The sequence below is a fragment of the Actinosynnema sp. NPDC023658 genome (genome assembly GCF_040639995.1).
GTDB lineage: Bacteria > Actinomycetota > Actinomycetes > Mycobacteriales > Pseudonocardiaceae > Actinosynnema.
This window is the reverse complement of sequence record NZ_JBFAAX010001479.1, coordinates 1-1,068: the sequence shown is the minus strand read 5'-3', so window position 1 is coordinate 1,068 and position 1,068 is coordinate 1. Positions and strand designations below refer to the sequence as shown.

The 1,068-nt window shown below is 75.2% G+C and carries 1 protein-coding gene; it reads left to right on the top strand.

Annotation, left to right across the window (positions count from 1 at the left end):
- Positions 1 to 1,068, top strand: a 1,068-nt coding sequence (locus tag AB0G02_RS41930; protein WP_360806669.1) for a methyltransferase, incomplete at both ends; no start/stop codon positions are given.

The following is a 1,068-nucleotide window of genomic DNA, read 5'->3' as shown; positions in this document are numbered from 1 at the left end:
CGAGGTGGAGCTGTACGCGGTCTGCGGCCGGCCGGCGTTGTCCGAGGTGGACCGGCGAGCGGAGTCCCACCTGGCCTTCCGCGTCCGCGATCACGACGACGTGCTGCTGCGCGGTGTGTGCGGGACGTTGCTCGACGCGGGCCTCACCCCCGACGGCGGCGGCTACCGCGACCACGACGACGTGACGGTGCTGCACTTCCGCACCACGACCGGGCCCGACCTGGCGCGGATGGAGCTGCGGCTGCCCGGCCACCACGCCGCGCTGCTGGAGCTCCACGTAGGACGCCCGGACCAGCCGCGGCGCTCGATGCTCGACCTGATGACCGGCGCGTGGCGCACCCGTGCCGTGGCGGCGGCGGCCGAACTGGGGCTGGCCGACCTGCTCTCCGACGGTCCCCTCGACACCGCCGAACTGGCCGGGCGCACCGGTTCGCGACCGGACAAGCTGCGCCGCGTGCTGGCCTACCTCGCCGCGCTCGGCGTGTTCCGCCGCGACGGCGAGCAGTGGTCGTTGACCGAGGTCGGCGCGCTGCTGCGCACCGACGCGGCCGGGTCGCAGCGGGACCTGGCGCGCATCTACGGCGGGCTGTTCTACCGGTCGTTCAGCGGGCTGGAGCACGCCGTGCGCACCGGCGTCAGCGGGTTCAGCCACGTCTACGGCGTGCAGCCGTTCGAGCACTTCGCGTCGCACCCGGCCGACGCGCGGCTGTTCGAGGGCGCGATGGCGGCGGGCACGGCCTTCCTGGAACTGGTGCCCGCGCTGCTCGACCTGCCGGCCGGCGGCACGGTGGTGGACGTGGGCGGCGGGGACGGCCGGCTGCTCGACCTGGTCCTGGCGGCCGCGCCCGGCCTGCGCGGCGTGCTGTTCGACCGGCCGCACGTGATGGGCGCGGCGACCGCGACCCTGGCCGGCCACGGCGGACGTGCCGCGTTGGTCGCGGGCGACTTCTTCCAGGACCCCGTGCCGACCGGCGGCGACCTGTACCTGCTGTCGCGGATCATGCACGACTGGGACGACGAGCGCTGCTCGACGATCCTGCGCAACGTGCGCGCGGCGATGGCCGAGGG